Genomic DNA, 23216 nt, shown 5'->3' with positions numbered 1-23216 from the left:
ACGGCGCTCCGCGTCGACCTCGCCGAAGACTTCCCGAGGGCACCTTCGACCTGGTGTCCGCGCAGTACTTCCACACGCCCTTCGAGCTGGACCGGGCCAGGGTGCTGCGCACCGCCGCGGCCTCGGTGGAGCCCGGCGGACGGCTGGTCGTCGTCGACCACGGTTCCGCCGCGCCTTGGTCGTGGGATCAGGACGCCGAGTTCGCAACCCCCGGCGAAGTGGCGGCCGGACTGGACCTCGACCCGGCGGACTGGTCGATCGTCCGCGCGGAGGCGGCCGAACGTCTGGCCACCGGCCCGGGTGGCCGGACCGCGACGGTCGTCGACCACATCCTGGTCCTCCGGCGGTCCGGGCGATGAGCCGGAAACGCGACGCCGGGCCGCCGTCGACCGGCGCCGGGGAGAAGGACGTGCTCGCCGGATTCCTCGACTATCTCCGTTCCGCCGTCATGGCCAAGGCCGAAGGCGTGCCGGAGGACCGGGCCCGTGTTCCCGGCGTGCCGTCCGGCACGAACCTGCTGGGCCTGGTCAAGCACCTGACCCACGTCGAACGCCACTGGCTGCTCGGCCACCGCGTCACCGGCTGGAAGGCGACGTTCCACCCGGGCACGGACGACACGACGGCCTCGATTCTGGCCGCCTACCGGGAAACCATCGCCGAGGCGAACGCCGTGATCGCCTCTTGGGACGACCTCGCCGCGACGGGACCTCGCCGGGGATCGCGGCGCTGGACGCTGACCCACCTGATCGAGGAAACCGCGCGGCACGCGGGCCACGCCGACATCCTGCGCGAACTGATCGATGGCGCCACCGGGCGCTGAAAAGGAGATTCCCATGTTCCGCCGAGCCGCCGCGTTCTTAGTGGCCATCGTCCTGCTGACGGCCTGCGGCGCACCCCCGGCCGCCGCCCCGCCCGACGGGTTCCGGCACGAGTACGCCGACGTCGATGGCGTGAAGATGCATTACGTCACCGGCGGGAAGGGCGCCCCGCTCGTCCTGCTGCACGGCTGGCCGCAGACCTGGTACGGCTGGCATCGGGTCATGCCCGCGCTGGCCGAACACTTCACGGTGTACGCACTCGACCTGCCCGGCCTCGGCGACAGCACCGGTTCGCCGCCGAGCTACGACAAAGCGACCCTCGCCCGCTACGTGCACGGCCTCGTCGCCGGACGGCTTGGCCTGCGCGACGCGCGCGTCGTCGGCCATGACCTCGGCGCCGCCGTCGCCTTCCAGTACGCCGCGCAATTCCCGGGCGATCTCGCGAAACTCGCCTACCTCGATCTGCCGCTGCCGGGGCCCGCGCTCGACGCGACGGCCTATCGGAACCTGAGCTGGCACATCGCGTTCCATTCGCAGAAGACGGTTCCCGAAGCCGTCGTCGGCGACGACGTGCGCGAGTACCTTTCCCTGTTCTATCCCCAGGTCGCCTACTCGGGGACGGCCTTCGGTGGTCCCGGCGCGCCGTCACCCTTCGACGACGCGGAGATCGACGAGTACGCCCGTACCTACAGCAAGCCGGAGGTCCTGCACGGCGGCTTCGAGCTCTACCGGACGCTCGGGCAGGACGCGACCGCGAACGCCGGCGCGAAACCCCTCACCACCCCGACCCTGCTGATGACCGCCGAGGGACTGCTCGAACCGCAGAAGGCCACTTTGGTGCCCCGCGTGGCGAACCTGGTCCGCGCGGTCGAGGTGCCGCGGGCGGGACATTGGCTAGCCGAGGAGAATCCGGCGTTCGTGAGCGCCGAACTGATCGGCTTCCTGAAGTAGTTTGCCGAAGATCGAGAACCTTTGCGATGCTTCGCGCATGTCCACGCTGGAAGTCCTCAACCACCCGTTCCGCGAGCAGTTCGAGGTCTTCCTCGACGAGCATCGCCGTGTTCTCGACGAGTCCTTGGAAGGGCTGACCGAGGAACAGGCCCGCCGGTCGCTCGTTCCCTCCAGGACGACCCTGCTCGGCTTGGTGAAGCACGCGACCTTCGTGGAGAAGGTGTGGTTCGTCGAAGGCATCACCTGCCGCCCGCGGACCGAGATCGGCCTCCCCGAGACGCCCGACGAATCCTTCATCCTCACCGACGAGGACACGATCGACTCCGTGCGGCAGGCGTACCGCGAAGCCTGCGAGGTGTCCCGCAAGGCGGCGGCCGCCCTCGATCTGGACGATCTGCTCCACGGGAACCGGCGCGGACCGCTCCCGCTGCGCTGGGTGTACCTCCACATGCTGCGGGAGCTCGCCCAGCACGGCGGCCACGCGGACATCCTGCGCGAGCAGATCCTCAGTTCCTGAGAGACGACGATGACGGGGAGCGCCGGCTCCCCGTCATCGCGTGTCGTTCGTCAGGAACGGGTCAGCGTGACCCCGTACTTGTTCGCCGCGTCCACGACGGGCTGATAGTAGGAGTACGAGCCGGTGGCGTTGGCACCCTGGTTCCAGCCGCAGTCGTGTCCGTCGGCGGGGCCGCCGGAGGTCATGCCCTGCGCGGTGTTGCCCGCGATGTAGGCGCCGCCGCTGTCACCGCCCTCGGTGCAGACGGTCGACTTCGCCAGCCCGGTGGTGGCGACGCTTTCGCCGCTGTAGCGGACGGTCTGGTTGTACGCGGTGATCTTGCCGCAGGTCCAGCCGGTGGTGTTGCCCGCCTTGCACAGCGTGGTGCCGACCGGCGCCTTCGAGCTGCCGGTGATCCGCACCGTGGTGCCCATCCGGGTGTCCACGTAGCCGCGGCCGGTGTCCTCGGCGTCGATGTCCATCAGGCCCATGTCGGCCGACGGGAACTGGGTGGCCACGCCGCGGCCGATGTGGACGCCGCTGCGGTTCAGGATGTCCGGGTTGCCCTCGACGCAGTGCCCGGCGGTGAGCATGACGTTGTTGCCGCTGCTGGTGGTGCCGGGGAAGCCGAGCGAGCAGTTGGTGCCGGGGACGAGGTCCATGATCTGGCCGGGGATGACGTCGGCCTGCGTGGTGTTCCCGTTGGCGACACCGGTCTGGACCGCGACACCCGGGAGCGCGGTGAGCCGTCGCACGAGGGCGCTGTCGGCACCCGGCTGCACGGTGACGACGACCTGGTCGGCCGCGAGTTCCGGGCCCCAGGACTGCACCTGGGCGACATCCTTGCCGATCACCGTGCCGACCTTGGCGGACAGGGCGTTCAGCGCGTTCTCGCCGCGGGCACCGGTGCGCGGGGTCAGACCGGCCGAGCGAAGCTCCTTCGCGGAGCCGGCGTCGGCGTTCACCACGAGGGCGCCGGCGTTGTCGAAGTACGCGCCGTCGGTGTGAAGGCCACGGGTTCTGACGTTCTCCAGCGACGCGATCAGGTTCTTCTCGTGGTCCAGCTTCTGGGCGGCCTGAAGCGGGCTGACCTTGAGCTGGGCGGCGAGCGTCTCGAGCATCGTCTGGTCGTAGGCGGTGACCGGCGCGGCGGTCGCCGGGACGGCGAGCGCGCCGATCCCGGCACAGACGCTGAACAGGGTGAGCATGACGGGTCCGCGAATTCGCATGCGAATTTCCTTCGATAAGGAGGGAACGACGAACCGCCGGAATATGTTCGGAAAGCGCAGGGGACCGGGCGGTTCATCTCGACGTCACGCACAGTACGAGCGCCCGTACGGCATGCCGTAGCGCCGAAAGTAGGATCCGTGATCACGGACCTACTTTCGTATGCGGGGAACGCGAATTGCCCGCGTATTCAATTGCGCGGAAGTGCCATTGTCCCAAAAGTGTCAGCGAGGTAGGCGTCCAGCGCGGCGGCGCCGGAGAGCAGGGCGCGTCCCCTCGCCGAGAGCCGGGCGTGCCAGTCGCGCAGCGTCGACTCGAGCGGAACGACGCCGCCCGCCGAGCGGACCTGGTCGAGCACCGGCGCGATCCGCTCCAGGAGGTAGCCGCCCCGCCTGAGCTGATGGGTCAGCTTCGCGTCGCGCACGTCGGCCGCGTTGTAGACGCGGTAGCCGGTCCTGGGGTCGCGTCCGGGGCGGAGGAGGCCCGCCCGTTCCCACTCGCGCAGGGTGGCGGGCCGGACGCCGAGTTTCCGGGACAGCGGGCCGACGAACACCTCACCCCGCTCCTGCGGCACGGGTTCGAGATCGCGGAGCGCGGCCGCGACGGCCTGGAGGGTGCGGCGGTCGTCGAGCAGCTGCGCGTGGCTTTCGTCGACGAGCCGGAGAGCCTCCTCGACCGCGTCCCGGTTGACCGCCCGCATGATCGCAGCCGCCCTCGCGTGGCCGTGCCCGGGCACGAGGGCGAGGAACGCGCGCAGGGCCAGCGCGTGTAGTGGCGTGTACGTGCGATAGCCCTGCGGGCCGCGTTCGGCGGCGGGGAGGATGCCGTCCGCCTCGTAATTGCGGACCGCCTGTGCGGACAGGCCGTGTTCGCGCGCGAGGTCGACCGGCCTGAGCCGCTCACGGGTTCGAAGGTTCCGGCCCACCGCCCCACGATATGCGGTCTAGCGGTCCGCCCGCCGCTCGTATCGGGTGCGAGCCAGCCGGTAGGCCGTTTCGAGCAGTTCGCGAGTGGCCGTTTCGGTGTCCGACGCCGGGTTCACCACCGCCAGCCAGCCCGCGTTCCCGTACACGGGATGGGCGATCAGGGTGTCGGTGGCGGCGGGGTCCTCGCCGAGCCGGCGGGTGAACTCCTTCTTGCCGGCGTGGATGTTCACGCGGAAGGTGTCCGGGCGGTCCAGCCGCGAGGTCTCGTCGCCGGGGTAGTTCTTGGTCACGATCGTCGCGAAGGGCTGGACGTTCGTGGGGACGACGCCGTCGGGGAGTAGTAGAAGAACGCGTCGCCCCAGCTGAGTTCCGGCCATTCGTCGCCCGGCCCCGGGGTGAGGGTCAGGACGCCGTCGAGGCCCGAGACGAGGCCGATGATCTCTTCGATGGTCATGTGTTCAAGCGTGGCATTAAAGTGCTTATGGAGGGTTCGAGCGCGTTTACGACGGGGTGAAGGTGTCAAGTCTCAAATCGATGCGCACGGCTGAGGTCGCGCGCCGGGCGGGGTACTCCGTCCAGCAGGTGCGCAACCTCGAACGCGACGGTGTGCTCCCGGCGGCGTCGCGGACGGCTTCGGGCTACCGGGGCTACGGCGAGATCCACCTCCGGTCGGCGCTGGCCTACCGTGCGCTCGCCGCCGCGGTGGGGCCGGTCGAAGCCAAGAAGATCGTCCGCGCCCTGCACCGGGATCCGCTCCCCGAGGTCCTCGCGCTCCTCGACGCGGCACACGCCGGGCTCGACGCCGAACGCGCGGATCTCCGGGACGCCAGGGAAGCCGTCCGGGTGATCTCCGGGGAACCGATCGAAGACGTGCGCGGCTCGGACTCGATGAGCGTCTCCGAACTCGCGTCGGCGCTCGGCGTGCGCCCGTCGACCCTGCGGCACTGGGACACGGAACGCCTCGTCGTGCCCGGACGCGATCGGCGCGGGACGCGGCGGTACACGCCGTCGCAGGTGCGGGACGCGCGGATCGTGCATCAGCTGCGGCTGGCGGGCTACCGCGTCGCGCCCCTGCGGGCGTTGATGCCGGAATTGCGGCGATCCCGGCGGCTGGAGGACGTCGCTTCCGCGCTCGCCGCCAGGGACGCCGGGATCACGGCCCGCTCGCGGGCGCTTTTCGACGGCACTGCCGCGCTTTCCCGCCTCGTGAGTGGTGAGGACGGTTAGAACCGTCCTCACCACTCACGAGGCGCGAAACGGATATCGTCACGGCATGTCCTCTCGCGAAGTGGGAACCCAGCGCGCCTTCGACGCGGCAGCCGCCGATTTCGCCGCGCTCGGGCGGTATCTGTGGGAGCCGATCGGCGCGGCCACGGTGGTGGCGGCCGGGCCCGCCGAAGGCGACAAGGTCCTCGACGCCTGCTGCGGCACCGGGGCTTCGGCGATTCCGGCGGCGCACGCGGTCGGTGCCGGGGGTGTGGTGGACGCGATCGACCTCTCCGGTCCGATGATCGGCGAGTTGCGCCGTCTTTCGGCCGATTTGCCGCAGCTGCGCGCGCACGAGGCCGACGCGACGGCGTGGGGCACCGGCGGCTACGACGTCGTCCAGTCCGCGCTCGGCATCTTCTTCTTCCCCGACATGACGGACGGCACCGACCGGCTGATCGCCAGGGCCCGGCCCGGCGGGCGGGCCGTGTTCACGATCTGGCGCGGTGGATCGATGGTGGCCGCGGGCCGTCATCTCGGCCGTGCGGTCGCCGCGGTCACCGATTCCGCGCCGCCCGCCGAGCGGGAGCCGAGCCTGATCGATCGGATCGACCAGGCCGGCCCTTACGCCGCCTGGCTTTCCGAGCGGAATCTGTCCGATGTGGACGTCGTGGTCAACGAACTGCGGCTCTCCATGACGCCGGAGATCGCCTGGCTGGTCGTCATCGGATCCGGGTTCCGCGGGCTGCTCGCCGACCTCGAGCCCGGCGTCGTCGAGCGGGTGCGCGAGCGCTATCTCGAGTCCTTGCGCGCCGAAGGGGTGACCGAACTCGACGCCACCACATTGATCGGCTCCGGCACCGTACGCTGACGGCCGCGGCCGTCTCGGTGTACAGTCGTTCACTCAAACCGGGGTGAACGGCGGGACACGGGTGCGATCAGACAACGACTCCTCTGTTCGGGGCCGCGGGCAGGGGCCGTTCGGCTCCTGGCTGCTCGGCCCGCTCGATCAGGACGCCGCCGTGTTGCGCCGTCGCGTCCAGGGGCTGCTCACCGGGACGCTGATCGCGACCAACGTCATCGGCGCGCTGGTCGTGGTCGGCCTGGCGGCGCTGCTCATGCCCGCACCCGGGATGTCCGGCGACCTCATCCGGGTGACCGCGATCGCGGTACCGGTCTACGTGGTCTCCGCCGTGGTGGTGGGCGCGCTGTGGGGCACCCGCGGCGCACTGCGGACATTGCGGTGGGCGGCCGATGGCCGGACGCCGACCGACGAGGAGCGCGCGTCGAGCCTTCGGGTCCCGTTGCGCCTGACGCTGGTCCAGGCGGTGTTGTGGGGTATCGCGACCGTGGTGTTCGGCGTGCTGGCCGCGCTGGTGCAGCCGAGGGTCGTGCTCACCGAACTGCTCGTCGTCGCGTTCGCGGGCGTGGTCGTGTGCGCGATCGCCTACCTGGCCGGGGAATTCATCCTGCGGCCGTACGCGGCGCTCGCGTTGTCCGGCACCTTGCCGTCGCGGCCGCTCAGCGCGGGCGTGAACCTGCGGATGCTCCTGTTCTGGTGCCTCGGCACCGGGGTGCCGGTGGCGGGGCTGGTGGTCACGGCGGTGCTGGCGTGGGCGCGCGGCGACGTGTCGACGACGAAGCTCGCCATCTCGGTGATCGCGCTCGGGCTGGTGGTATTGGTCTTCGGGCTGCTGGTGACGGTGTTCACCGCGCGTGCCGTGGTGAACCCGATCCGGTCGGTGCAGCACGCGCTGGGCCGGGTGCGTGCCGGTGACTTCGCCGTGGAGATCCCGGTCTACGACGGCACCGAACTCGGCCTGCTGCAAGCCGGTTTCAACGGGATGGCCGCCGGTCTCGCCGAACGCGAACGTTTGCGGGACCTGTTCGGCAGGCATGTCGGCGAGGACGTCGCGAGCGAGGCGATGCGCACGTCGGCCGAACTCGGTGGCACGGTGCGGACGGTGTCGGTGCTGTTCGTCGACCTGATCGGCTCGACCGCGCTGGCCGCGAGCCGTCCGCCCGAGGAGGTCGTCGGCCTGCTCAACCGGTTCTTCGCGGTGGTGGTCGACGAGGTCGACCGTAATCACGGGCTGGTCAACAAGTTCGTCGGTGACGCCGCGCTCGCGATCTTCGGCGCGCCGGTACGGCTGGAGGACCACGCGACGCTCGCGCTTTCCGCCGGACGGGCGATCGCGCGCAGGCTGGCCGCGGAGGTGCCGGAATGCCCGGCCGGGATCGGCGTGGCGACGGGTGAGGTGGTCGCCGGGAACGTCGGCGACCCGCGGCGGTTCGAGTACACGGTCATCGGCGATCCGGTCAACGAGGCGGCGCGGCTCACCGAGCTGGCGAAGAACGTCGAGGCCCGGTTGCTCGCTTCGTGGACGGCGATCGAGTCGGCCGCCGAAGCCGAGGCCGCGCAGTGGAGGGCGACGGAGGACGTCACCTTGCGGGGCCGGTCCCGGCCCACCACGCTCGCGACACCTGTGGCGGATTCACAGCCTTTGTGAAGGCGCCGTGAATCTTGCGCGGCGGCTCGCGCTCCGCCGGTTGGCGGACCGTGAACGATCACAGCGGCTCCTTCGCGCCTGGTGAGGGCGTTGTTCCCGAAGCCGGGGCGGCGCACGGTGATCTCCCACCCAGTGTCAAAGGAGACATCTGTGAAGAGCCTTTCGAGGGCCGCGCTGGCGACCGGAGCCGCCGTCTTCGCGCTGAGCATGCTGCCCGCCACCGCGTCGGCGCAGTCCGGCGGCGACGGGGACCGGCCCAGCGGCCTGATCCAGACCGAGACCCATACTCAAGTGCGGGAGATCGCGCCGGCGGCCGGGGCCGCGATGACGGTCGCCGCGACCTCCGCGTCCAAGCAGCTGAACTACACCCAGCAGGTGCAGCAGTACGACCAATGGTGCTGGGCCGCGGACGGTTCGAGTATCGAGCGGTCGATGGGCGGCACCGCCTCCCAGGCCCAGTTCTGCGCCGCGGGCAAGGGAACCTCGGCCGGGTACTGCCCGAACCAGCCCGCCCAGATCTACGAGATCGTCCGCGGTTTCCGCGGCACCGGCTTCTCCGCGCAGGACGCGGGCGGCCCGATCGGCTTCAGCTCGGTCGTCAGCCAGATCGACGCCGGGATCCTGAACCTGACGGGGATCTACTGGACCTCCGGCGGTGGCCACGCCGAGGTGATCTACGGCTACGACTCGGCGAACCAGTCGATCATGGTCGGCGACCCGTGGCCCACCTACCAGCGCTACCAGACCTGGAACTACAACCAGTACCGCAGCAACGGCCAGTTCCGCTGGAACGACACCATCGTCAACATCCGGAAGGGCTGAGGCGCGGTCATGAACACGATCTGCCGGAAGTTCGCCGGATGTCTCGCGGTGGCCGTCGCGACGCTGCTGCCCGCCACGCTGCCCGCCTCGGCGAGCGAAGGTGTCGTCCCGCCCTCGGACGGCGACCTCGCGGCGGCCGTGCGTGTCGCCGGGCAACCCGACGCGATCGGTCTCGCGAGATCGAACTTCCGGCAGGTCGCCCAGCTCGAACCGCGACGGATCACCATGGGGGAGAAGGGAATCCCGGTTTACACCCTCAATCCCGACTTCGTCAGGGGCGTGGCGGGGGCGCCGGCGGGCGTGCTCAGATCCGTCGCCGTGACGGCCACCGCGGAGACCGGTCAGAAGGCCACGCTGCAGGCGATGCCCGACGGGCCGGGGAAGTGGGTCGCGGCGAGCGTGTTCTCCGGGAACGACGAAGAGACCCTGAGCTCACGGCTGAAGCCCGGCGCGGTCCTGCTCAACGAGCCCCAGATCAACGGCTGGTACGAACTGGGTCCCGACGGTGTGGTGCTTCTGCAGGCGAGCCTGCCGCAGTCGCCGGTGGGGAAGTTCGTCCCGCTTTCCGACTACCAAAGGGAAGTACACGGCCGCTACGCGGACAAGCTGCCGGGATCGGACTATCAGCGCGGCGGCGGGATAGGCTTCACCCAGGCGCAGCCCCCGCCCGTCGACTCCGGCATTCCCGTCGCGATCGTGGCCGGCCTGATCACGGCCGGAGTGGGTGTCGTGCTGGTCGCGGTGTGGCGGAAACGCCGTCTCACTCCCAGATGAGGTCGATTCCCGCGATGCCGACGTCGAGTTCCTCGAAGTAGGCACTGACCGTCGCACCCGGCCCGGGATGCAGCGGCTCGCTGACCACGGGGGCGAGTTCTTCGCGCTCCCGCACGGTTTTGACGCACCGCGCGGGGAGCGCGCCGCCGTCGAAACGCATCCGGAGCAGGTACGCCGACATGCGCGACCGCACCGTCCGGTGGAAGCAGGTCGAACGGACCGACGCGGCCAGCCGCAGAGTGAACGCGAAGGTGTGCGTTTCCCCTTCGGCCAGGCCGCGGTCGAAGAGGAGCTCGAACACCATCCCCGGCGACGAGGCGCTTCGGCGCACTCTGCCTCTTCGGCAGCCGTCGGTGGCGAAGACCGTCGTGGCCTGCATGTCCGTGCCCGGCTCGTCCTGATGGGTCACCACGAAGCCGTCCGCGCCGGGTTCCCGCGCCCGCACCACCATGGTCGAGGTGATCTCCGAGATCCGCCCTTCACCGGTCATGGTCAGCACGTCGACGACGGTCACGACGTCGAGCTTGGCGTTGCCCTCCGTGCCGGGTGACGCGCTCAGCTCGTCCAGCAGCGAACAGGTCTCGGCCCAGCTCCGCCGCAGTTCGGCCACCGAGGGCCTGCGGTCGTCGCCCGGTGATCGCCGCTGCGGGCCGATCAGGACGATGAGGCTGTCCGGCGGCAGGCCCAGCACCGCTTCGAGGGCGCGGACGACGTCGAGCGAGCGCGGTGTCGACGGATGCCGGAGCCCGCGCTGCCAGTAGCTCAACGTCGATTCGGCCACGGAAACGCCGCGTGCCGCCAGATGCGCGCGGATACGGGACAGGGAAAGGCCGCGATGCTCCACCGCCTCGGAAAGCGCGCGATGGAACGGACCGGTTCTGACCTCGCGTTCCTGGTACATGGGCACCCCCGCCGACGCCGGATTGGCGCAAAGCATGCGCAGTCCGGCGCCGGTCGGCAACCGCCTAAGGTCGAAAACCGGACTTTCAGGCGAATTCGAGCCGCAGGCTTTCGAGGCCGCGCAGGGTCACCTGCTTGACCCAGGCCGGATCGGCGGTCTGGTGGAAGACGCGGCCGGCGCCGAGCAGCGCCTCGAACAGGGTCCGGCCCTCCAGTCGCGCGAGCGGGGCGCCGAGACAGAAGTGGATGCCCTGTCCCAGCGCGAGATGCCTCGGCGAGGGGCGATCCACGTCGAAGCTGTCCGGGCTCTCGTGCGTGCGCGGGTCGCGGTTGGCCGCTCCCAGCAGCACGACCGCTTGGGCGCCTTCGCCGACGGTCTCGTCCCCGATCGTCGTGTCCCGCAGGGCGAGCCGCGTGGTCAGCTGGACGGGGGAGTCGTACCGGAGCATCTCCTCGACCGCGTTCGGGATCTTCGACCGGTCTTCGGCGAGTTTCCGGTGCTGCTCCGGATGGTTCAGCAGCGCGAGGATCCCGTTGCCGATCAGGTTGGTCGTCGTCTCGTGCCCGGCCACCAGCAGCAGCATCGCGGTGATCACCAGTTCGCCTTCGCTGAGCCTGTCGCCCTCGTCGGAGACCGACACCAGATCGGAGAACAGGTCGCCGGTCGGCCGCTTCCGTCGTTCCTTCGCCAGCTCACGGAAGTAGGCGACGAACTCGCGCCGGGCCGCGACGGCGGCCGCGACGGTCTCCTTCGCGATCAGGAAGGACGGGTCGAGTGCGCGCCCCATGGCGTGCGACCACCCTTCGAAACGCTCGCGGTCGGCCAAGGGGACGCCGAGCATCTCGCTGATGACGACGACCGGCAACGGCTTCGCGATCTCGGTCATCAGGTCGAATTCGCCCATTTCGAGCGCTTTCGCCACGAGCTCCTTCGCCAGCTCCCCGATCCTCGGGGCGAGCTGCTCGATCATCCTCGGCGTGAACGCCTTGGAGACCAGCCGCCGCAGCCGCGTGTGATCGGGCGGGTCGAGCGCGAGGAACGACCGGACCACCCGGCCCCGCTCGTCCACCGGCTCGTTCTCGTGCGGATCCGGCAGCACCTCCGGCTCCCCGTGACCGAACGCGGGGTTCTTGAGCAGGGCGGACGCCTCTTCGAACCCGCTGACCACGAAGAACCCGTCGGCGGCCGCGAAGACCGGACCGCGGTCGAAGACCCGGCGGTAGAACGGGTACGGATCGGTCCTGGTCTCCGGCGTGAGCAGGGTTTCGAGCATGACCCGATCCTATGCCCAACCGAAAGCGCGACTCGCGAGTTCCGTGTCCGAGCACGGGGGAGAAGGGGTCAGCCGTCGAGGATCTCGGTGGGTTTCGCGAAGCGGTACCCCAGCGCCCGCAACGAGTTCACCAGATCCCGCAGGCCACCCTCACCGAGGAACGGGTGGTAGAAGAAGCTCGCGACGTTGTCGCGGACGACGAGCGCGCTCTGCGCGTCGGCGAGCATGTCGACGGCGGTGCGGGAGGCGTGCTGGTTGAACGCGACGGGTGCCACGTTGCCGATGTTCTCCGGGACGACGTTCGCGCCGTAGACGTCCCGCACCGGGTACGGGAAGAACTGGCCGTACACCTGTTCCGTGGTGGCGGTGGCCGTCGAACCGCATCGGCCGCCCGGGCAGAAGCCCGCATAGTAGCTGCCGCGGTCGTAGCGGGCCTGGAAGATCTCGGTGACCCGCTGATAGTCCACGGCGGAACCGCCGTAGTGCGGGAACTCGAATATCGTCGGCTCCGGGAGGCCCACTCGCCGGAACTCGGCGAGTCCGGTCGCGATGCGGTCGTCGAACCACTGGGCGGAGTCGCCGGGCATCGGGCCGTCCAGCCGCACGTCGCCGTCACCGTCCACACTGGACTTGTAGAACTCGAAGTCGCTCGCGCTCACGCCGTCGTACGGGTTCGGGCCGCTGTCGCTCTGATGGCTGTAGCCGTGCATGACCAGCGTCGCGCCCGCTTGGACGGCGTCCTTGAGCGCGGCGACCAGCTCCGGCGAGTCCACGAGCCGTGCGGACGTCGGGTCGCCGTCGTTGGCCCGGCCTTGGGGATCCGAGTAGTACGGGTACACCGCGAGGGAGAACGGGACCTTTTCCCGGACGAGGAAATCCGTGACGCGGCGGAGCTCTTCCGGCTTCGTCCGGGGGCCGACGTCTTCGAGCCGGATCAGCGCGCGGTGCCGGTCCGGCGCCTGGGGCGACAGGACGCCGAGCAGGATGTCGGCCGCGGCGAGGTAGCGGTCCCGCGCCTCGGCGTAGGCGTACGGCACCTCGGCCACGTACGTCAACTGTCCTGATCGGACGGCCCAGGGCGAAGGTGCGCCGCCCGGAGCGCTCGCTTCGGCCAGGATCTGGACCCGCGTCCGATCACGGACGTCGATCGCGACGACCCCGGTGCCCGAACGGGGATCGCGGCGCAGGGGAGTGCCTTTGTAGGTGACGGTGGTGGGGTTGTCGCCGCGGTACCCCTCCGCGCGCCACCCCGCGTCGGCGCGCAGCCGCCAGATGCCGTCGCCGATCCAGACCACGGGGACGCGGGCCGCCGCGACGTCGTTCAGGAAAGCCTTCGGCAGTGCCGCGTCGGAGACCGAACCGACGTACACGATCGCCTGGAACGCGTCCGCCTCCCGCGGCCGGTAGTCGGCGGCAGGCCGCATTTCCCAAGCGGTGCCGCGGGAAACCAGGTTCGCGGTGAACATCGCGTACGCCTCGGCCGTCCGGGCCTCCTCGGGAGGGGACACGGTCCCGTCCTGTTTGCGCCCGTCGTCGTAGAGCACGAGGGTCTTCCTGGCCGGATCCCCGCCGGGGCCGGGCTGCCCGGCCTTTCCCACCTCGGGAAGGCGGCCGGCGAGAGACACCGGGGCCGCGGCGGGCGACGCCGTGACCGGGACCTTCTTCGTGACCTGGACCAGGACGACCACGGCGACGGTGACCACGACGACCGCGACGACGGCCAGCCGGAACCAAGCGGGCAGCCGAAAACGCTGCCCGCCGTTGCCCTTCGTCATCGGGTCAGACCTCGGCCGGCGCGTTCGCGGAAGCGGGCCGGAACGGGGCGGGCGGATCCGCGGCCAGGCCGAGGAGATACGCGAGGGCCCGCTCGGTCCGTTCGGCGGCGGCGCCGTCGCCGAACGGGTTGCCGCTGCTCATCATCCGCGTGCGCGCCGCGGGGTCGTTCAGCAGGTGCTTCGCGGTCGACACGATCTTGTCGTGGTCGGTCCCGACGAGCAGGGCGCAGCCGGCGTTCACCGCCTCCATGCGTTCGGTGACGTCGCGGAGCACCAGGACCGGGACGCCGAAGGTCGGCGCCTCTTCCTGGATGCCACCGGAATCCGAGAGCACGAGTGTGCTGGCGGCCAGGGTCGCCGCCAGTTCGGGATACGGCAGCGAACCGGTGATCAGCGCGCCAGGCGTGTCCGCCAGCTCCGCACGGACGAGATCGCGCACCTCCGGGTTCGGATGCGCGGGAAGAACCACCCGCAGGGCCGGATCCGTGGCCGTCAAGTGGGCCACCGCGCGCAGGACCCGGCGCATCGGCTCGCCCCAGGATTCGCGGCGGTGGAGGGTGACCAGCATCAGCTTGACCGCGCCGCGGGTGGCGTTTTCCAGCAGGGTCGCCAATTCCGGATCGTGCACGGTGGTGGAGCCGTCCGTCACCGTGAGGATCGCGTCGACGACCGTGTTGCCGGCGACGAGCACGTTCTCCTCGGGCACCCCTTCGGCGCGCAGGTTCGCGGCCGCGTCAGGAGTCGGGGCGAGGTGCAGCGCGGCCGCCTGGGTCACCAGTTTCCGGTTGAGCTCCTCGGGGAACGGGGCGCCGAGGTCGAACGAGCGGAGGCCGGCTTCCAGGTGCACCACGGGGACGCGGCGCCAGAACGCGATGAGCGCCCCGGCCAAGGTGGTCGTCGTGTCGCCCTGGACGAGCACGGCGGCGGGCGGGCGCCGATCGGCCACTTCTTCCAGACCGGTGAGAAGTCCGGAAAGGAGTTCGGACTGGGAACCCGTTCGCCGATTCAAGGTCAGATTTTCATCCGCCGTCAATCCGAAGGTCGCCAAGGCCTGGCCGACCATTTCCGGATGCTGGCCGGTGGCGACGAGTACGGGCCGCATCCGTCCGCCCGCTGCCAATGCCCTGGCGACCGGGGCCAGTTTCACGGCCTCCGGCCGGGTTCCCACGACGAGCCAGATTTCGGGCAGCACGTCGGTCTCGTTCTGTGCGTTACGCACCTGGTCCTTCTTCCGGGTCGCGCTTAGGTACGGCGTGAATTCGTCGGTGAAGTCACGGAAAGAGTGGCGGATGAGGCGAGGATCACTAACTGATGGTCACCTTTACGGGGGATCCGTCGCTGCCGAACGTTAACACAGTCGGGGTACTGTACCCACTCGAAAGGCTGAATATCGCTTACCAGGGTGACCCGCGACTCGCCGTTTGAAAACTGTGAGTAGATGTTTGTGGCGCCCGCCGCCCGGAGGAAAAAGACATGTCGATGGTGCCGGTGGGCCCGGTCAAGGTTTCCGCGCTCGGGATCGGCGCGACCATGGCGGGCGCGACGGTGAGCACCGTGCTCGCGCTGGTGATCGGGGCGATCGCGCTGCTGCTCATGGCGCGTTCACTGCACCTTCGACTGAAGGACTGATGACGAGCCCGGCCTTCGCCGCGACCATGATGCTGTTGCTCCTGTGGTGGCCGGCGCACAATCTCCTGCTCGCGGCGTTCGCGTGGCGCACCGGGCGTCCGCGCCGGTCCGTGGCGGCGCGCGGCGAAGGGCTGGAGTTCTGGATCGTCATCCCGGCGCTCAACGAGGAACGCGTGGTCGGCAATACCGTCCGGAACGCGCTTTCCCTTGGCACGGAACGGAATCCGGTACGTGTCCTGGTGATCGACGACGGTTCGGACGACGGCACGCCCGATGTCCTCCGCGAGGTGACCGACCGGCGCCTGCACGTCCTGCGCCGTGATCTCCCGCAGGCGCGGCAGGGTAAAGGCGAGGCGTTGAACGCCGGTTACCGCTACATCCTCAGGCTGTGCGAAGCCGAGGGGAGCGTGGCGCGCACGATCGTCGGCATCATCGACGGCGACGGGCGGGGCAGCCCGGGAATGCTGCGCGAGGTGGCCGACGTGTTCGGCGACCGCGGGGTCGGCGCCGTGCAGTGCCGGGTGCGGATCCACAATCGGCGCAGTGTGCTCGCCCTGCTGCAGGATTTGGAGTTCGGCGCGGTCGCCGACGCGTCCCAAAGCCTGCGTGATCTCGCGGGCAGTGTCGGAATGGGCGGAAACGGGCAATTCACGAGACTTGGCGTGCTGCGTCGATTCGATCCGGCCCCGTGGTCGGACTGCCTGGTCGAGGATCTCGAACTCGGGCTGAGGCTGCACGTCGCCGGTATCCGGATGCGGTATGTGAAATCGGCATGGGTCACGCAACAGGGTCTCGTCGATCTGCGCCGGTTGCTGCGGCAGCGCACGCGATGGGCACAAGGCAATTTGCAATGTGCGAGACATTTGCGGGAATTGCTGGCTTCACGGCATGTCGGCAGTATCGGTCTCCTGGATTTCCTCGCCTATCTCGTGACCCCGTGGTTGACCGTGCCGTTGTCCTTGGTGGTCTCGCTGTTGTTCGTGGGCACGCTCGTCGCTTCCTGGTCGGGTGTCACGCTGGGCGGCCTGATCGCGCCACCCTCGGCGTTGCCCGGCGCGGCCCTGATCGGCGCCGCCGTGTTGCTGGTGCCGGGGGTGGTGTGGGCGGTCGTGCATCGGTTGCGGCTCGGCGAAGAACCCCTTCGCCGCTGTCTGCTCGCGGGCCTGCTCTACCCGGGATTCCTGGTGCTCGGTGTCGTCGCGACCTGGCGGGCGCTGTTCCGGGTGGTCGCCCGCCGCAACAGCTGGACCAAGACGGAACGGTTGAGCGAGGAGCCGCCTGAGAAGGTGTCCGCATGACCGTCGACGCGATGATCGAAGACCTCCGGACCCTTGTCGAGATCGAGTCGCCTTCGGGGGATATCGAGGCGTTGACGGCTTCGGCGGAGGCAGTCGCCGCGCTCGTCGAAGCCCGCCTCGGCGGAGCGGCGACCCTGGTGGAGAGCGCGGCGGGGCCGCACGTCCGCTGGTCCGGCGGCGGTGAACCCCGCGTGCTGATCCTGGGGCATCACGACACCGTGTTCCCGGTCGGCACCCTGGCGCGCCGCCCGTTCGCCGTGGCCGACGGCCGGGTGACCGGGCCGGGGGTGTTCGACATGCTCGGCGGGCTGGTGCAGGCGATCCACGGCCTGGCCGCACTCGGCGATCTGTCCGGTGTCGAGATCCTCGTGACCGCCGACGAGGAAACGGGCTCGCACGAATCCCGGGCGCTCATCGAGGACCGCGCCCGCGCGTGCGGCGCGGTGCTCGTCTTCGAAGGCGCGGCCGACGGCGGTGGTCTCAAGGTCGGCCGCAAGGGCTGCGGCACGTTCGAGGTCGTCGTCACCGGCAGGGCGTCGCACGCAGGCCTCGAACCAGAGGCGGGCGTGAACGCGCTGACCGAAGCCGCGCATCAGGTGCTGGCGATCGCCGCGCTCGATCGGCCGGGGGCCGGGACCAGCGTCACCCCGACGGTCGCTTCGGCGGGAACGGCGAGCAACGTGGTGCCCGCGTCCGCGACCGTCGTGGTCGATGTCCGGGTCGAATCCGCCGAGGAGAAGGCGCGGGTCGAAGCCGGATTCGCCGCGCTCACCCCGCGCCTCGAAGGGGCGGGAGTCGAGGTGCGGGGCGGGATCCACCGGCCGCCGATGCCCGAGTCGGCCGCGGCGGACCTCTTCGCCGTCGCGGAGCGGCTCCTGCCCGGGGTCGCCGGGGTGGCCGTCGGCGGCGGGAGTGACGGCAACCTCACGGCCGCGATCGGCGTCCCGACCCTCGACGGTCTGGGCGCCGTCGGCGGCGGCGCCCACGCCGATCACGAATACCTGCTGGTCGAGTCGATGGTGGAGCGGGCAGGTTTGGTCACCGGGCTGGTGAAGGCGATCCGAGGGTTCTGAGTGGTTCAAGAGTCGGTTCTTGCCCGATTTCGGGCAAGAACTGGCATTCCGGAAGCCGGATGTGCATGATGAGCTCCGTGGAGGACGCGGACATCGTCGAGCAGGTGGCCTTGTCGACAGGTTTGCCGACGGCCATCGCCGCCCGTGTCGTCGAGGACGTCCTGGCGTTCTACCGGCAACCCGCCGAGCAGTACGTCCGGTCGCGGCATGCCCAGTTGCAGGCGGAGGGCCGGAAGAACCCCGAGATCTTCCCCCTGATCGCCGGCGAACTGAGCCGCCGTCTCGTCGCGCCTCCCGACCTGTCCGAGCGGCAACTGCGCCGCATCGTCTACGGCTGACGGACCACGCGCGTCCGTTTTCTTTTGTGAGGTTGACTCGTCATGTGCGGAATCGTCGGCTACATCGGCGGCCAGAACGCCGCTCCGATCCTGATCGAGGGGCTGACGCGGCTGGAGTACCGCGGCTACGACTCGGCCGGGATCTCCGTCCTCGGCGGCAAGGGCGCCCAGGTGCACCGGATCGTCGGGCGGGTGCGGAACCTGACGGCGGCGCTGCCCAAGCGGCTCGCGGGCAAGGTCGGCATCGGGCACACGCGGTGGGCGACGCATGGTCCCGCCACCGAGGCGAACGCGCATCCGCACGTCTCCGAAGACGGCCGGATCTCCGTGGTGCACAACGGGATCATCGACAACGCCGACGCGCTGCGCGAGCAGCTCACCCAGGCGGGAGTGACGCTGTCGTCGGAGACCGACACCGAGGTGCTCGCCCACCTGATCGCGCGGTCGGGCGCGAAGACCCTGGAAGACGCGGTCGTCGAGGCCGTTTCCCGGGTCACCGGTACCTACGCGATCGCCGTGACCGACACCGAACACCCCGACCGCGTCGTGGTCGCGCGGAACGGCTCGCCGCTGATCATCGGCGTCGGCGACCGGGAGATGTTCGTCGCCAGCGACCTGTCCGCGCTGGTCCGGCACACCTCGCAGGTGGTGCACCTCGACGACGGCGAGTTCGCCAGCGTCTCGGCCACCGGCTACCGCACCTTCACCGTCGACGAGAGCGACACCGGCAAGGCCGCGACCGCGATCGACATCCAGGCCGACGACCTCGATCTCGGCGGTCACCAGCACTACATGTACAAGGAGATCCAGGAGCAGCCGGAATGCCTGGAGCGGATGATCCGCGGCCGCCTCGACGACCGGTTCGGAGTGTCCCGTTTGGACGGTCTGAACCTGACTCCCCGTGATCTGCGCGGTTTCGCGAGGGTGAAGATCCTCGGCTGCGGCTCGGCGTACTACGCGGGCCAGATCGGCGCCACCATGATCGAGGACCTGGCGCGGGTCCCGGCCGACGCGGAGGCGGCGTCCGAGTTCCGCTACCGCAACCCCATCATCGAAGCGGACACGCTGTACATCGCGGTCAGCCAGTCCGGCGAGACCGCGGACACCGCGTTCGCCGTCGAAGAGGTCAAGCGCAAGGGCGGCCGCGTGGTCGGCCTCGTGAACGTCGTCGGCTCGACGATCGCGCGGGCCTGCGACGGCGGCCTGTACCTGCACGCCGGCCCGGAGATCGCGGTCGCTTCGACCAAGGCGCTCACCAACATGGCCGTCGGCTTCGCGATGATCGCGCTCGCCCTCGGCCGCGTCCGCGACCTGTCGAACGCGGACGGACAGCGGATCGTCGCGGCCCTGCGGGCGCTGCCGAAGCAGGTCGCGGCCATCGTCGAAGCCGAGTCGCAGATCGCCGAGCACGCCAAGATCTGCGCGGACGCGCGCAGCCTGTTCTTCATCGGCCGGGTCCGGGGCTTCCCGGTGGCGAGGGAAGGCGCGCAGAAGTTCAAGGAGATCTCGTACCGGCACGCGGAGGCCTACCAGACCTCGGAACTCAAACACGGCCCGCTCGCGCTGATCGACGAGGAGCTGCCGACGGTCGCGATCGTGCCGTCCGACGACCTCGCCGACCGCAACCTCGCCGCGATGCAGCAGATCAAGGCACGCAAGGGGCAGGTGCTGGCGATCACCCACGACGACGTGGACTTCGGCGACCTCGACGTGCCGCGGTTCGTGGTGCCGCGTTCGGAGCCGGAGCTCGACCCGATCCTGCTCACGATCCCGCTGCAGCTGCTGGCCTACCACGCCGCGCTGCTCCTCGGGCACGACATCGACAAGCCCCGGAACCTCGCGAAGTCCGTGACCGTGGAATGATTTCCGCCCTCACCGATCGAGGGAGTCCGTGATGAGGCAGTACCTGCTCGCCGTCCAGCTCGATGAAAGCGAGCGGGACGCGCCCGAGGACGAGGTCCGGGCGATGCTGGCCAGGACGGGCAAGGTCACCGACGAGATGAAGGCCGCCGGGTCGTGGGTCTTCGTCGGCGGGCTCGAACATTCGGACGTCTCCACGGTCGTCCGGCCCGCCGGCGGGACGACCACGATCACGGACGGCCCGTTCGCCGAGACGAAGGAACAGCTCGGCGGGTTCTGGGTGATCCAGGTCGAAGACCTCGACGAGGCGCTCGCCTGGGCCGAAAAGTGCGCGCTGGCCTGCGGGCAGCCGATCGAGGTGCGGCCGTTCGGCGATCCGTCGCTGCGGCAGTGATGGACTTCGACGGGATCTATCGGGCGGAATACGGCCGGTGCGTGGCCACCCTGACGCGTCTCCTCGGCGACATCTCGCTCGCCGAGGAGGCCGTTCAGGACGCGTTCGCGACGGCCGTCGAGAAGTGGGAGAAGACGCCGCCCAATCCGGGCGCGTGGATCGTGACCACCGCCCGCAACCGCGCGATCGACCGGCTGCGCCGGGAATCCACCCGCGAGGCACGCCACGCCCAGGCGTTGCTCCTGCACGCACCGGAGGAGCAGCGGGAGACGGGGCCCGTACGCGACGACCAGCTCCGCATGATCTTCACCTGCTGCCATCCGGCGCTTTCGCCGCCCGCGCGGGCGGCACTCACCCTGCGCCTGCTCGGCGGACTCGAGGTGGGGGAGATCGCGCGGGCGTACCTCGTCCCGGAATCGACCGTCTCCCAGCGGATCGTCCGCGCGAAGAGGAAGATCCGCGACGCGGGCATCCCGTACCGGGTGCCGGGCGACGGCGAACTTCCCGAACGGCTGGACTCCGTCCTCACCGTGCTCTACCTGGTGTTCAACGAGGGGTACACGTCCACGTCCGGCGAGTTGCTGCGGACGGATCTCTGCCTGGAGGCGATCCGGCTCGCGAGGGCGCTCGCCGAGCTGATGCCCGGCGAACCGGAGGTGACCGGGCTGCTGGCGCTGCTCCTGCTCACCGAAGCGCGGCGGCCGGCGCGGGTGGGGCCTGCCGGTGAGCTGGTGGTGCTCGCGGAGCAGGACCGGTCGTTGTGGGACCGGGAGCTGATCGCCGAAGGCCACGAGCTGGTGCGGCGATGTCTGCGTGTCGCCCGGCCCGGCCCGTATCAGGTGCAGGCCGCGATCAACGCCGTGCACACGGACGGCGAGTCGACCGACTGGGCGCAGGTGCTGGCGCTCTACGACCAGCTGTGGCGGCTCGCCCCGACGCCGGTCGTCGCGCTCAACCGCGCGGTCGCCGTCGCCGAGGTGCACGGCCCGGCGGCGGCGCTGGCCGGTATCGAAGAGCTGGACCTGCCGGGCTACCACCATCTACCCGCTACGCGGGCGAATCTACTGGCCCGCCTCGGCCGGACCGCGGAAGCCGTCGCCGCCTACGACGAGGCGATCGCCTTGGCCACCAACGACACCGAACGGGCCTTCCTGCGGGCCAAACGGGCAGCCCTGCCGTAATTTCGGGCAATGCTCTGTCCTCAATGGACGGAGGGGTTCCGTTGTCGGAGCGAGGGGAAACCAACTATTGTCGCCATGACCGCTCGTCCGCGCCAGGCAGGAGGTGACCGTTGTACGCCGAAGAGCGGCAACGCGCCATCCTCAAGCAGGCAAGGCGGAACGGCCGGGTCGACGTGGCGACGCTCGCGGCGGCCTTCGAGATCACCAGCGAGACCGTCCGCCGTGATCTGACCGCGCTGGAGCGCAGCGGAGTGGTGCGGCGGGTGCACGGCGGTGCGATCCCCGTCGAACGGCAGGGCATCGAGCCGGGGCTCGGCGCCCGCGACGCGGTGATGACCGCGGAGAAGGACCGTATCGCCGCCGCGGCGCTGGAGCAGATCCCCGACGGGGGCGCGATCCTGCTCGACGCGGGCACCACGGTGGGCCGGCTGGCGAACCTCGTGCCCGCCGACCGTGAACTGACCGTGGTCACCCCTTCGCTGCCGAACGCGTGCGCGCTGGCGAACCGATCCGGCGTCACGGTGATGCTGGTCGGCGGAAGGCTGCGCGGCCACACCATGGCCTCGGTCGACGGCTGGGCGCTGGACGCGCTCAAGGACACCTTCGTCGACGTCGCTTTCCTCAGTACCAGCGGCCTTTCCGTCGAGCGGGGGCTCACCACCCCGGACACCGCCGAGGCGATGGTGAAGCGCGCGGCCATCGCGTCCGCGCGGCGGACGGTGCTGCTGGCCGATCACACCAAGATCGGTGACGACCACTTCGCCCGGTTCGGGGACCTTTGCGATATCGACACCCTGATCACCGACCGCGGCGCCGAACCGCGGGAGCTCGACGAGATCGGCCGGGCAGGCGTCAAGGTGATCATCGTTTGAAGCGTACGGGCGAGCGGCTCGCCGGATACCTGATGACAGCGCCGTTCTACGTCCTTTTCGGCGTGTTCGGCCTCTTCCCGCTGCTCTACACGGCGTGGGTGGCGCTGCACCACTGGCATCTGGTCAACGGTGACACCGGGTTCGCCGGGCTCGGCAACTTCGCCGTCCTGTTCCAGGATCCGCATTTCTACAACGCGCTCTTCAACACGGTCAGCATCTTCGTCCTTTCGACCGTCCCGCAACTGCTCGCCGCGCTCGGGCTCGCGGCCCTGCTGGACCGTCCCTTGCGGGCGAGGACCCTGTGGCGGGCCAGTGTGCTGTTGCCCAACGTCGTCTCGGTGGTCGCGGTGGCGCTGGTGTTCAGCCAGCTGTTCGCGGAGGACTACGGCGTCGTCAACTGGGTGCTGGGCCTGGTGGGGCTCGATCCGGTGGACTGGCGGTCGGACCGGTTCGCGTCGCATGTCGCGGTGAGCGCGATGGTGATGTGGCGCTGGACCGGCTACAACGCGCTGCTCTACCTCGCGGCCATGCAGTCCGTGCCGCAGGAGCGTTACGACGCGGCGATGCTCGACGGCGCCTCGCGCTGGCGGAGCTTCTGGTCGATCACGGTGCCCGCGATCCGCCCGACCATCGCCTTCACCGTCGTCGTCTCGACCATCGGCGGGGTGCAGCTGTTCGCCGAGCCGCAGCTGCTCGACGAAACCGGCGTCAACGGCACCGGTGGCGCCGACCGGCAGTTCCAGACGCTGGCCATGTACTTGTACGAGAAGGGATTCGGCGAGTTCGACGCCGGATACGCGGCGGCCATCGCGTGGTCGCTGTTCCTGTTCTCGGCCGTGTTCGCGCTCGTCAATTTCTCGCTCGTGCGCCGCATGCGGGGCGGTGAGTGACC

Annotated in this window: 26 protein-coding genes; 18 read left to right on the top strand and 8 right to left on the bottom strand. The window is 70.0% G+C overall.

The annotated features are described in order from the left end of the window. Nucleotides 1–53: 53 nt before the first annotated feature. The 4 genes from MJQ72_RS44875 to MJQ72_RS24860 are packed head-to-tail and all read left to right on the top strand — an operon-like array spanning nt 54 to nt 2286. Entirely contained in the window at nt 54–359 is a 306-nt protein-coding gene (locus MJQ72_RS44875) for a hypothetical protein (RefSeq protein ID WP_315860745.1), read from the top strand. Further along, nucleotides 356–820, top strand: coding sequence for a DinB family protein (locus MJQ72_RS24870; RefSeq protein ID WP_240593428.1), 465 nt, complete (start codon nt 356–358; stop codon nt 818–820). The genes MJQ72_RS44875 and MJQ72_RS24870 overlap by 4 nt, the downstream gene beginning before the upstream one ends. 13 nt (nt 821–833) lie before the next feature. Continuing rightward, complete coding sequence (locus tag MJQ72_RS24865; RefSeq protein ID WP_240593427.1) at nt 834–1769, top strand: alpha/beta fold hydrolase; 936 nt, start codon at nt 834–836, stop codon at nt 1767–1769. Nucleotides 1770–1806: 37 nt separating this feature from the next. Then, nucleotides 1807–2286 carry a DinB family protein gene (locus MJQ72_RS24860; RefSeq protein WP_240593426.1) on the top strand — a complete coding sequence of 160 codons (480 nt, stop codon included), beginning with the start codon at nt 1807–1809 and terminating at the stop codon, nt 2284–2286. A 50-nt stretch (nt 2287–2336) separates the two neighbouring features. On the opposite strand, the gene MJQ72_RS24855 is transcribed toward MJQ72_RS24860, so the two are convergent. The 4 genes from MJQ72_RS24855 to MJQ72_RS45160 form a co-directional block, all read right to left on the bottom strand. Then, nucleotides 2337–3494, bottom strand: coding sequence for a S1 family peptidase (locus MJQ72_RS24855; RefSeq protein WP_240593425.1), 1158 nt, complete (start codon nt 3492–3494; stop codon nt 2337–2339). 188 nt (nt 3495–3682) lie between these two features. Next, a complete protein-coding gene (locus MJQ72_RS24850; protein ID WP_240593424.1) occupies nt 3683–4417 on the bottom strand; it encodes a MerR family transcriptional regulator in 735 nt (244 codons plus the stop codon). Nucleotides 4418–4435: 18 nt separating this feature from the next. Further along, nucleotides 4436–4780 (bottom strand): DUF6194 family protein, encoded by a 345-nt coding sequence (locus MJQ72_RS24845; RefSeq protein ID WP_396427004.1) that lies wholly within the window; start codon nt 4778–4780, stop codon nt 4436–4438. Further along, on the bottom strand, nt 4705–4872 hold the full coding sequence (locus MJQ72_RS45160; protein ID WP_396427039.1) for a hypothetical protein: 168 nt from the start codon (nt 4870–4872) through the stop codon (nt 4705–4707). The genes MJQ72_RS24845 and MJQ72_RS45160 overlap by 76 nt, the downstream gene beginning before the upstream one ends. 80 nt (nt 4873–4952) lie before the next feature. Between MJQ72_RS45160 and MJQ72_RS24840 the strand changes: the two genes are divergently transcribed. The 5 genes from MJQ72_RS24840 to MJQ72_RS24820 all read left to right on the top strand — a co-directional run bounded on the left by MJQ72_RS24840 (nt 4953) and on the right by MJQ72_RS24820 (nt 9730). Beyond that, the gene (locus tag MJQ72_RS24840; protein WP_240593423.1) at nt 4953–5645 is read left to right on the top strand and encodes a MerR family transcriptional regulator; all 693 of its coding nucleotides are present in this window, start codon (nt 4953–4955) and stop codon (nt 5643–5645) included. A 46-nt stretch (nt 5646–5691) separates the two neighbouring features. After that, nucleotides 5692–6495 carry a class I SAM-dependent methyltransferase gene (locus MJQ72_RS24835; protein ID WP_240593422.1) on the top strand — a complete coding sequence of 268 codons (804 nt, stop codon included), beginning with the start codon at nt 5692–5694 and terminating at the stop codon, nt 6493–6495. 61 nt (nt 6496–6556) lie between these two features. Then, a complete protein-coding gene (locus MJQ72_RS24830; protein WP_240593421.1) occupies nt 6557–8134 on the top strand; it encodes an adenylate/guanylate cyclase domain-containing protein in 1578 nt (525 codons plus the stop codon). Nucleotides 8135–8284: 150 nt separating this feature from the next. After that, complete coding sequence (locus MJQ72_RS24825) at nt 8285–8956, top strand: papain-like cysteine protease family protein (RefSeq protein ID WP_240593420.1); 672 nt, start codon at nt 8285–8287, stop codon at nt 8954–8956. A gap of 9 nt (nt 8957–8965) precedes the next feature. After that, complete coding sequence (locus MJQ72_RS24820) at nt 8966–9730, top strand: hypothetical protein (RefSeq protein WP_240593419.1); 765 nt, start codon at nt 8966–8968, stop codon at nt 9728–9730. On the opposite strand, the gene MJQ72_RS24815 is transcribed toward MJQ72_RS24820, so the two are convergent. The 4 genes from MJQ72_RS24815 to wecB all read right to left on the bottom strand — a co-directional run bounded on the left by MJQ72_RS24815 (nt 9717) and on the right by wecB (nt 14898). Next, a complete protein-coding gene (locus MJQ72_RS24815; RefSeq protein ID WP_240593418.1) occupies nt 9717–10691 on the bottom strand; it encodes a helix-turn-helix domain-containing protein in 975 nt (324 codons plus the stop codon). The two genes, MJQ72_RS24820 and MJQ72_RS24815, sit on opposite strands and share 14 nt — an antisense overlap. A gap of 25 nt (nt 10692–10716) precedes the next feature. Continuing rightward, on the bottom strand, nt 10717–11904 hold the full coding sequence (locus tag MJQ72_RS24810) for a cytochrome P450 (RefSeq protein WP_240593416.1): 1188 nt from the start codon (nt 11902–11904) through the stop codon (nt 10717–10719). Between the two features lie 68 nt (nt 11905–11972). Continuing rightward, a complete protein-coding gene (locus MJQ72_RS24805; protein ID WP_240593415.1) occupies nt 11973–13679 on the bottom strand; it encodes a DUF2334 domain-containing protein in 1707 nt (568 codons plus the stop codon). A gap of 4 nt (nt 13680–13683) precedes the next feature. After that, entirely contained in the window at nt 13684–14898 is a 1215-nt protein-coding gene (gene wecB / locus MJQ72_RS24800; RefSeq protein ID WP_240593413.1) for a non-hydrolyzing UDP-N-acetylglucosamine 2-epimerase, read from the bottom strand. A 254-nt stretch (nt 14899–15152) separates the two neighbouring features. Here wecB and MJQ72_RS24795 point away from each other — a divergent pair, with 254 nt between their 5' ends. The 9 genes from MJQ72_RS24795 to MJQ72_RS24755 all read left to right on the top strand — a co-directional run bounded on the left by MJQ72_RS24795 (nt 15153) and on the right by MJQ72_RS24755 (nt 23214). Continuing rightward, on the top strand, nt 15153–15308 hold the full coding sequence (locus MJQ72_RS24795; protein ID WP_240593411.1) for a hypothetical protein: 156 nt from the start codon (nt 15153–15155) through the stop codon (nt 15306–15308). Continuing rightward, nucleotides 15308–16606, top strand: a complete 1299-nt coding sequence (locus MJQ72_RS24790) for a glycosyltransferase family 2 protein (RefSeq protein WP_240593409.1) — start codon at nt 15308–15310, stop codon at nt 16604–16606. Before MJQ72_RS24795 ends, MJQ72_RS24790 begins: the two co-directional genes overlap by 1 nt. Next, on the top strand, nt 16603–17679 hold the full coding sequence (locus tag MJQ72_RS24785; protein ID WP_240593407.1) for a M20 family metallopeptidase: 1077 nt from the start codon (nt 16603–16605) through the stop codon (nt 17677–17679). The genes MJQ72_RS24790 and MJQ72_RS24785 overlap by 4 nt, the downstream gene beginning before the upstream one ends. Before the next feature lie 65 nt (nt 17680–17744). Further along, a complete protein-coding gene (locus MJQ72_RS24780) occupies nt 17745–18017 on the top strand; it encodes a hypothetical protein (protein ID WP_240593406.1) in 273 nt (90 codons plus the stop codon). A 42-nt stretch (nt 18018–18059) separates the two neighbouring features. Further along, complete coding sequence (glmS, locus tag MJQ72_RS24775) at nt 18060–19880, top strand: glutamine--fructose-6-phosphate transaminase (isomerizing) (RefSeq protein WP_125734999.1); 1821 nt, start codon at nt 18060–18062, stop codon at nt 19878–19880. Nucleotides 19881–19911: 31 nt separating this feature from the next. Continuing rightward, nucleotides 19912–20271, top strand: coding sequence for a YciI family protein (locus MJQ72_RS24770; protein ID WP_240593404.1), 360 nt, complete (start codon nt 19912–19914; stop codon nt 20269–20271). Beyond that, nucleotides 20271–21452, top strand: a complete 1182-nt coding sequence (locus tag MJQ72_RS24765; RefSeq protein WP_240601415.1) for an RNA polymerase sigma factor — start codon at nt 20271–20273, stop codon at nt 21450–21452. The genes MJQ72_RS24770 and MJQ72_RS24765 overlap by 1 nt, the downstream gene beginning before the upstream one ends. Before the next feature lie 110 nt (nt 21453–21562). Beyond that, complete coding sequence (locus MJQ72_RS24760; protein WP_240593402.1) at nt 21563–22324, top strand: DeoR/GlpR family DNA-binding transcription regulator; 762 nt, start codon at nt 21563–21565, stop codon at nt 22322–22324. Then, nucleotides 22321–23214, top strand: a complete 894-nt coding sequence (locus MJQ72_RS24755) for a carbohydrate ABC transporter permease (RefSeq protein ID WP_240593400.1) — start codon at nt 22321–22323, stop codon at nt 23212–23214. The genes MJQ72_RS24760 and MJQ72_RS24755 overlap by 4 nt, the downstream gene beginning before the upstream one ends. Nucleotides 23215–23216 lie beyond the last annotated feature (2 nt).

This window comes from Amycolatopsis sp. EV170708-02-1 (assembly GCF_022479115.1).
Taxonomy (GTDB): Bacteria; Actinomycetota; Actinomycetes; order Mycobacteriales; family Pseudonocardiaceae; genus Amycolatopsis.
The sequence above is the reverse complement of the archived record's forward strand: the minus strand, read 5'-3'. Positions and strand labels throughout refer to the sequence as shown.

Bases quoted from the DNA above. Each gene is read 5' to 3' on its own strand.
- MJQ72_RS24820 (WP_240593419.1), top strand. From the start codon at position 8,966: ATGAACACGATCTGCCGGAAGTTCGCCGGATGTCTCGCGGTGGCCGTC.
- MJQ72_RS24780 (WP_240593406.1), top strand. From the start codon at position 17,745: ATGATGAGCTCCGTGGAGGACGCGGACATCGTCGAGCAGGTGGCCTTG.
- MJQ72_RS24795 (WP_240593411.1), top strand. From the start codon at position 15,153: ATGTCGATGGTGCCGGTGGGCCCGGTCAAGGTTTCCGCGCTCGGGATC.
- MJQ72_RS24785 (WP_240593407.1), top strand. From the start codon at position 16,603: ATGACCGTCGACGCGATGATCGAAGACCTCCGGACCCTTGTCGAGATC.
- MJQ72_RS24790 (WP_240593409.1), top strand. From the start codon at position 15,308: ATGACGAGCCCGGCCTTCGCCGCGACCATGATGCTGTTGCTCCTGTGG.
- MJQ72_RS24835 (WP_240593422.1), top strand. From the start codon at position 5,692: ATGTCCTCTCGCGAAGTGGGAACCCAGCGCGCCTTCGACGCGGCAGCC.
- MJQ72_RS24840 (WP_240593423.1), top strand. From the start codon at position 4,953: ATGCGCACGGCTGAGGTCGCGCGCCGGGCGGGGTACTCCGTCCAGCAG.
- MJQ72_RS24865 (WP_240593427.1), top strand. From the start codon at position 834: ATGTTCCGCCGAGCCGCCGCGTTCTTAGTGGCCATCGTCCTGCTGACG.
- MJQ72_RS24860 (WP_240593426.1), top strand. From the start codon at position 1,807: ATGTCCACGCTGGAAGTCCTCAACCACCCGTTCCGCGAGCAGTTCGAG.
- MJQ72_RS24870 (WP_240593428.1), top strand. From the start codon at position 356: ATGAGCCGGAAACGCGACGCCGGGCCGCCGTCGACCGGCGCCGGGGAG.
- MJQ72_RS24810 (WP_240593416.1), bottom strand. From the start codon at position 11,904: ATGCTCGAAACCCTGCTCACGCCGGAGACCAGGACCGATCCGTACCCG.
- MJQ72_RS24770 (WP_240593404.1), top strand. From the start codon at position 19,912: ATGAGGCAGTACCTGCTCGCCGTCCAGCTCGATGAAAGCGAGCGGGAC.
- MJQ72_RS45160 (WP_396427039.1), bottom strand. From the start codon at position 4,872: ATGACCATCGAAGAGATCATCGGCCTCGTCTCGGGCCTCGACGGCGTC.
- glmS (WP_125734999.1), top strand. From the start codon at position 18,060: ATGTGCGGAATCGTCGGCTACATCGGCGGCCAGAACGCCGCTCCGATC.
- MJQ72_RS24805 (WP_240593415.1), bottom strand. From the start codon at position 13,679: ATGACGAAGGGCAACGGCGGGCAGCGTTTTCGGCTGCCCGCTTGGTTC.
- MJQ72_RS24855 (WP_240593425.1), bottom strand. From the start codon at position 3,494: ATGCGAATTCGCGGACCCGTCATGCTCACCCTGTTCAGCGTCTGTGCC.
- MJQ72_RS24765 (WP_240601415.1), top strand. From the start codon at position 20,271: ATGGACTTCGACGGGATCTATCGGGCGGAATACGGCCGGTGCGTGGCC.